8 protein-coding genes and 1 tRNA gene are annotated in these 6,383 nt (G+C 69.0%); 6 read left to right on the top strand and 3 right to left on the bottom strand.

Translation table 11 applies throughout. The annotated features are described in order from the left end of the window. Window positions 1-150: 150 nt before the first annotated feature. A tRNA-Pro gene (locus tag E1284_RS37440) sits at window positions 151-224 on the top strand. 803 nt (window positions 225-1,027) lie between these two features. Here the strand turns inward: E1284_RS37440 and E1284_RS37435 are convergent. Further along, the gene (locus tag E1284_RS37435; protein ID WP_165965578.1) at window positions 1,028-1,228 is read right to left on the bottom strand and encodes a helix-turn-helix transcriptional regulator; all 201 of its coding nucleotides are present in this window, start codon (window positions 1,226-1,228) and stop codon (window positions 1,028-1,030) included. Window positions 1,229-1,794: 566 nt separating this feature from the next. Between E1284_RS37435 and E1284_RS37430 the strand changes: the two genes are divergently transcribed. Further along, complete coding sequence (locus E1284_RS37430) at window positions 1,795-2,136, top strand: hypothetical protein (protein WP_207924183.1); 342 nt, start codon at window positions 1,795-1,797, stop codon at window positions 2,134-2,136. 127 nt (window positions 2,137-2,263) lie between these two features. On the opposite strand, the gene E1284_RS37425 is transcribed toward E1284_RS37430, so the two are convergent. Both E1284_RS37425 and E1284_RS37420 read right to left on the bottom strand, forming a co-directional pair. Next, entirely contained in the window at window positions 2,264-3,238 is a 975-nt protein-coding gene (locus E1284_RS37425) for a C40 family peptidase (RefSeq protein WP_131944883.1), read from the bottom strand. A 21-nt stretch (window positions 3,239-3,259) separates the two neighbouring features. Beyond that, a complete protein-coding gene (locus E1284_RS37420; protein WP_165965577.1) occupies window positions 3,260-3,541 on the bottom strand; it encodes a helix-turn-helix domain-containing protein in 282 nt (93 codons plus the stop codon). A gap of 233 nt (window positions 3,542-3,774) precedes the next feature. Between E1284_RS37420 and E1284_RS37415 the strand changes: the two genes are divergently transcribed. The 4 genes from E1284_RS37415 to E1284_RS37400 form a co-directional block, all read left to right on the top strand. Beyond that, window positions 3,775-4,212 (top strand): hypothetical protein, encoded by a 438-nt coding sequence (locus E1284_RS37415; RefSeq protein WP_131944881.1) that lies wholly within the window; start codon window positions 3,775-3,777, stop codon window positions 4,210-4,212. Window position 4,213: 1 nt separating this feature from the next. Beyond that, a complete protein-coding gene (locus tag E1284_RS37410; RefSeq protein ID WP_207924182.1) occupies window positions 4,214-4,519 on the top strand; it encodes a hypothetical protein in 306 nt (101 codons plus the stop codon). Further along, on the top strand, window positions 4,516-5,262 hold the full coding sequence (locus E1284_RS37405; protein ID WP_131944880.1) for a DUF8175 domain-containg protein: 747 nt from the start codon (window positions 4,516-4,518) through the stop codon (window positions 5,260-5,262). The genes E1284_RS37410 and E1284_RS37405 overlap by 4 nt, the downstream gene beginning before the upstream one ends. Beyond that, a partial coding sequence (locus tag E1284_RS37400) for a TrbL/VirB6 family protein (protein WP_131944879.1) occupies window positions 5,262-6,383 on the top strand: 1,122 nt, incomplete at its 3' end. The genes E1284_RS37405 and E1284_RS37400, both read left to right, overlap by 1 nt.

Here is a 6,383-nt window from a genome sequence, read left to right as displayed (position 1 = left end):
CCCGCACACCAACCCCAGGCAAACGACCCCGACCGCCACGGCCCGCGAAGACACCATCCGCCCTCCCTACCAGAGATCACCGCCCCCACAACCCGGTACGCACGACCCCGCGGACTGCGCTACAGTAATCACGCCCGCTCAGCCGGGCACCGGGACGTGGCGCAGTTTGGTAGCGCACTTGACTGGGGGTCAAGGGGTCGTGGGTTCAAATCCCGCCGTCCCGACAAGAAAGACCAGCTCAGAGGCCGTTTCCTCCACTCGGAGGACCGGCCTCTTGATCGTTTGTTAGCCGTTCGTTAGCGAACTCGACCGCCTCCCCCGTCATCTGGACGGTTCACACAGGACCCGAAGAACCGGCATCTCCCCACCATCGGCATCCGCCGTGTTCAACTGAGACGCCCGAAGCTGGTGAGGGGCACGTGCCCGTCTGCATGGGCCCTCACCTCAGGCACCCGGCCGATGCTTCGGGGGACCGCTCCAGACGTTGCCGCCCTGTCGGCTGATCTCCACTCGTCCAGGCACTGGTTTACCCGGCCGCCTCAGCGGCGGCCCGGCCAGCCGGCCAGCCTCGCTCCTCGACGGACATACGGGCGGGCACCGCCAGGAAAGTCGGCCTGCATCCGGCAAGGCGAGCGCGAACTGGGCGATATCGTCACCTGTTCATCAATCCGGTCGGCCGTTCCCGGCTAACGCCCATCTGACGTTCGGTTCCCCCTGACCGCTACCTTCTTGCCGTTTCCGCTGCATCGGCAACACCCGGCACCGGGCGGGAAGCGCCGCCTATGGGTTCTCGATGTTATTCAGCCGCCGGGCAACCATCGGGCAAACCGACGGCTGCTCAGCGGCGTCGAAGTGTAGACACGGTGCCGGCTCTATGCCTGAGACCTTGCTCATCGGCTATTCCACCGCCAATCAGGCCCCGGCGCATCCGCATTACTGGGCCGGTCAGGCATTGCCGGTGCCACCGACGTTCGGCCGGCGAGCATCGCGGTTCTCCTTCACCGGTCACCGTGTCACTCCATTGGGGCTAATCGGAACTGAGCAGGGCTCGCAGCGCAGCCGTGGGGACCCGGTAGCAGATGCCGATGCGGATGACCTTGCAGGGGAACTGGTCCCGCTTGGCGAGCTGGTAGGCGTACGTACGCGACAGGCCAAGAGCCCGGGCTGCCGTAGGTATGTCGACGACGGCGGGAAGCTCGGCGAGTTCGGCATTCTTGAGTGGCTGCATGTGATGACCTCCGTAGGACCTGCGAGTTGTTGGATTTGGGGCGGGCATCGGTTACGCGGAGCACCGGCCGCTACCGCGGTGCCGTCACCGTCGTTCAATGGGAGGGTGTCGGTTTGTGGGGTGACGTCGGTGAGGGCGTGTTGTAGCGGGTCACGTAGGCGGGGTCTTCGCCGAGGCCGTGGCAGCGCCCTGTTGCCTCCAAGTACAGGCCTTGGTGAAGAGGGGCGGGTTGGGTGCGGCGCACGTCTTGCCACGTGGTGAGGCGGCGAAAGGGGGATGTAATGCGAATATCCGATAACAGTGCTGGTCAGCAGACGGGATGCTGATAATGCTCGGGCGGGGGAGGCGGGTGTCGGCTCTGAAGCGGGATGGGTCTCTGGCAGGGTGGTCATGTGGCAGGGAGTGCTTCGGATTCTGGCGGCCGGTTCCGAGATCAGCGTGAGCGGAAGTACGGGTACGACTTCATCGACGAGGTGCTGGTGCGCTGTCCGCGCTGTGACGGGTGCGCCGTCGTCTTGGCGGCCGGGGGGACGGTTGGGGACGGCGAGAGGAGCCCCACCGGGGTCATGGACCTCCGTCGACGCTTGCGGTGCAGGAAGTGCGGCTACTTCAAGGACGAGACGGTCGGTTCCGCTGTCGTCGGCGGTCCTGTTGACCCATTTTTTCAGCGGCTGGTGTGGCTGCAGGCGAGTTGCTGCGGGCATGTGCTGTGGGCCTATAACAGCCGTCATCTCGACCTGCTGGAGGCCTATGTGGCAGCGAAGTTGCGGGAACGCGGGGATCTTGTGGCTTGGGCTCCGGCAAGTCTGGTGGAACGTCTGCCGACGTGGCTCAAGACCGGCAAGAACCGTGCCGAGATCTTGCGGGCGATAGGACGCTTGCGCTTGACGCTGCCCGCCGGCGGATAGCTGGGTCACGAGCCGTCCTACTGGCCTGGTTTACGGGGACGAACAGGCCCTCCCTCACGGTCGTGAGGGAGACGAAGGCACTGTTGCCGACGAGTTCGTTCGTGGTGGGGCAAGGGCGGTCCTCCGGTCAGGTTTGGGTGGTGCGTGGTGGGTTGGGTCTGGTGGCGCCGGTGTATTGGCGTTCGCGGTAGGGGTTGCCGGTGAATTGGGCGATGCGGACGACGTCGCCGGTGTGGGGTGCGTGGATCATGCGGCCGTGCCCGTAGTAGATGGCGACGTGGTGGATGGTGGCTGGGTTGGTGGGGTTGGTGGCGAAGAAGAGCAGGTCGCCGGGCTGGAGCCGGGTTCTGGGGATGTGGATGCCGGCGTTGTATTGGTCGGCGGCGACGCGGGGTAGGCGGATGCCGGCCTGGGCCCAGGCGTATTGGGTGAGGCCGGAGCAGTCGAAGCCTTCGATGCCGGCGCCTTGGGCGGTGCCGTAGGTGGGTCCGGTGGGTCCCCCGCCGCCCCAGGAGTAGGGGGTGCCGAGCCAGCGCAGCGCGGCCTTGACAACGATGACGCCTTGCCGGCTGGCGGTGGGGGCGGCGTAGCGGGCGGCTTGGGCGAGGACTTTGCGGACGTACCAGTCGGCGTGGTTGTACTGCCAGATAGCGCGGCGCAGATGCTTGCCGCCTTGGCCGGCGTGGTTGGCGCACAGGTAGTGGGCGGCGCTGGGGATGGCGTCGGCGGGGTTGTAGCGGTCTTTGCGGCCGTCGTGGTCGCCGTCCACGCCGTAGGCAGCCCAGGTAGCGGCGAGGAACTGCATGGGGCCGCCAGCCCCGGCGGCGTTCTCACCCGAGTGGACGCCGGGGGCGGTGGAACGGCCGTGGTCGGTTTCGACTTTGCCGATGGCGGCCAGCACGTTCCAGGGCAGGCCGGGGCAGGTATGGGCGGCGTCGAGGTACCAGCGCAGGTAGGCGGGCGGGATGTCGCGTCTGGCCTCGGCGGTGGGTGCGCCGGCCGGTGAGCCGGTGCCTGCGGCGGAGTCGTGGCCGGCTGCCAGGATGACCAGGCCCAGGGGGAGGGCGAGGGCGGCGGCGCATGTGGTGGCGGCGGCCTTCACCGGGTGGGCCGCTGGGCTGGGTTAGTCCTGGGCGCCGGTGCGGGCTTGGCGTTGGGCGCGGTACCCGGCGCCCTTGTTGGGCTGGGTGGTTGGGTCATGGGCGGCTTCCCCGGGTTGGTGGTGGGGCTGCCGCAGCACCTCGCGGACTGCTTGCCAGGAGTAGCGGAAGTCCTTGCCGGTTTTGAGGGCGGGGATCTGTCCGGCGTTGGCCATCCGGCGGACGGTCTGGGGTGAGAGGCCGAGTTTGGTCGCGAGTTCGGCGGTGGTGAGGACGTCGGGGTCGCGGCCGGGTGTCTCGGTCATCTCTGTGGCTCCTGGGTGGGCGGTCACGGCTGTCCTTTCCAGTGTGGTGGATCGGTGCTGCGGAGGCAGCTTGTTCGGTGTGTTGACGTTTTCTGAATTTGTTTGGCGATGCTTGCGCTCTGTCATGTTGCCACGTACCGTGATCGTCCAGCAACCCAGTGCATCGATTCGGGGGTATGTGGGTGAGTCTTCGACAAACCAGGCCAAGCCCGGCTGACCAGGCGGGAGAGGCCTTGGACGTGGTCGTGGCCGGCGCGCATGGCGGTGCCGGGACGTCCACGCTGGCGGCGTTGCTGCCGGCGGTGTGGGACATGGGCTCGATCGGGCCGTTGCTGGAGTGCGGCCGCTCGCCGCTGCGGGCCAAGGGCCGTCCGGTGGTGCTTGCGGTGCGCAATACCGCGGTGGCGGCCAAGGAGGCCACGGCGGCGATCGGGGCGCTGCGCGAGTGGGACGAGCGGGTGGCGGCGCTGGCGATCGTCAGTGACGGCGGCCCGGAGTCGCGGGAGGCCACGGCGCGGTTCGCGCTGCTTGAGGGACGGGTCACGGGTGTCGTGCGGGTCCCTCATGTGCGGGCGCTGCGGCTGGTGGAGGACCCGTCCGAGGTCGTCCTGCCTGGTAAGGCGCGCCAAGCCCTCGATGAGCTTCGTCGGCTGACCGGCGGGGGGTTGTGACGTGCTGACTTCGTTCACCATGACCACGGTGGCGGCGCTGGTGCCGCTCGACGTGGATGTGCCCGATCCGCCTCCGGAGGCGCCGCCGGGGCTGGATCAGAAGATGGAGACGCTGCTGGCGTGGGGCAAGTGGGGCGTGCTGATCTGCGGCGTCGCGGGCCTGTTCATCTGCGCGGGCCAGATGGCCATCGGCCGCAAGAACCGCTCTACGTTCGCCGCCGACGGCGCGACCGGCATCCCGTGGGTGCTGGGCGGATTGAGCCTGGCGGCGACGGCGGCCCCGATCGTGGGGGTGTTCTTCAAATGAGCCGACCGAGCAAGAGCATGGGGCAGCCGAGCGACGTGCCGTGGTGGCGCCGTCGCCGCGTCATCGCCTTGTCGGTGGTCGGCGGCGGGGTGCTGCTCGGCATGGCCGCGCCTTCGGTATTCAGGACGGACCCCACGCCTACCCCGGTCATCGTGCGGACGACCGCAGATGCCGGCCAGCTGGTGAGCGCGCCGCAGGTGTCATTCGCCGGGGTGTCGTGGCGGGACTACCACGGTGTCCTGCTCCCCTACTCGGCGCAAGACGGCCCCCGCGACACCGAGGGCGATCTGGCGGCGGGGTTCGCGCGGACGCCGCGCGGTGCGCTGCTGGCCGCGGTCCATATCGCGGTGCGGGCCGGTATGCAGTGGGGCACGCAGGTGTTCGGGCCGACCATCCAGCGGCAGGTCATCGGTCCCGATACCGATGTGCTGATGGACTCGACCCGCGAGACCTACGAAAAGCATCGGGGGGATCGTCGAGACGGGGAGCCGCTCGGACGCGGCTATGTCGCGCTGGAGGGGTTCCGCTGGCTGGGCTACTCGCCCGAGGCGGCGAGCGTGGACTTGCTGTCGGCCGGGCCGGGCGACAGCGATGTCACCGTCCGCGCCGTGACCCGGCTCCAGTTGCGGTGGCAGGACGGTGACTGGCGCGTTGTCGCCCCGCCCGGCGGGACCTGGGCCGGGACGGCGGCGCCGATCAGGTCGCTGGACGGCTATGTCCGCTTCCCGCACGGGAGCCACTGATGGGCCTTCTGCTTACCCGGCTGCCCTTCCTGCCGGTGGATCCGTGCTCGCCGGTGCTGGATCCGGCGTGCGTGCAGCCGGTCGACAACGACGGCGGCGGGAATCCGCTGCTGCCGGGCCTTCCCACCATGCCCAAGCTCCCTGGGCTGCCGGGGCTGCCCGATGTCCCGGGGGCGATCGGCGGGCATGTGCTGGAGGAGATGGCCGAGTCGTTCCAGTCAGCGACCGGGTGGCTGATCTCCAACACCGCCTCCTGGTGGGTGCACACCCCCTCCCCCGACCTGCAGGACACGCCCGCGATCGGCTACCTGCAACTGCTGGTCCGGCCGCTGACCCTCGCGGTCGCGGTACTGGCCCTGCTGGCGGTCGCGGCGCGGATGGCGCTGTCGCGCAAGGCGCTGCCGCTGGTGGACGCCGGCCGCGGACTTGCCGTACTGGCGGTGGTCGCTGTGATCGGCACGGTGGTGCCGAACCTGCTGCTGCAGTGGGGCGACCAATGGTGCAACTGGGTCCTCAGCGCATCCTCCGACGGGGACTTCGCCAAGCGGATGACCCAGATCGTGGCGTTCCCGAGCGCGGTACCGCGCGCGCTGGTGCTGATCTTGTGCCTGTTCGCGCTGGTGATCGCGCTCGTCCAGGCGATCCTGCTGCTGTTTCGCGGAGCGGCGCTGGTGATCCTGGCCGGGCTGCTGCCGCTGGCCGCCGCCGGGATGATCACCACCTCGACCAAGGCATGGTTCCCGCGCGTGGCGGGCTGGATGCTCGCGCTGATCTTCTACAAGCCGGCTGCGGCGGCGGTGTATGCGACCACGTTCACGCTGGTCGGCAAGGGCAAGGACCTGCACACCGTCTTGATGGGGTTCGCGATGATGCTGATCAGCCTGATCGCCTTCCCGGTTCTGTTGAAGTTCTTCACCTGGACCACCGGCGGCACCGAGTCCAGCCCCGGCGGCGGCATGCTCGGCGCGCTGATGAGCAGCGCCACCGCGCTCGGCGCCCTGCGCGCCTACGGCGCCGGCTTCGGCGGCGGCGGCGGTTTCGGGGGCGGCCAGTCCAGTGCGGCCAGCGAGCACGGCGCCTACCTCCAGCAGCAGCTCGGCGACCAAGACGCCCCGCCACCC

Origin of the sequence: Actinomadura bangladeshensis, assembly GCF_004348335.1 — a bacterium.
GTDB lineage: Bacteria > Actinomycetota > Actinomycetes > Streptosporangiales > Streptosporangiaceae > Spirillospora > Spirillospora bangladeshensis.
The sequence above is the reverse complement of the archived record's forward strand: the minus strand, read 5'-3'. Positions and strand labels throughout refer to the sequence as shown.

Coding starts and splice junctions, on each gene's coding strand:
- E1284_RS37430 (WP_207924183.1), top strand. CDS start 1,795: ATGGACCTCCGTCGACGCTTGCGGTGCAGGAAGTGCGGCTACTTCAAG.
- E1284_RS37405 (WP_131944880.1), top strand. CDS start 4,516: ATGAGCCGACCGAGCAAGAGCATGGGGCAGCCGAGCGACGTGCCGTGG.
- E1284_RS37435 (WP_165965578.1), bottom strand. CDS start 1,228: ATGCAGCCACTCAAGAATGCCGAACTCGCCGAGCTTCCCGCCGTCGTC.
- E1284_RS37420 (WP_165965577.1), bottom strand. CDS start 3,541: ATGACCGAGACACCCGGCCGCGACCCCGACGTCCTCACCACCGCCGAA.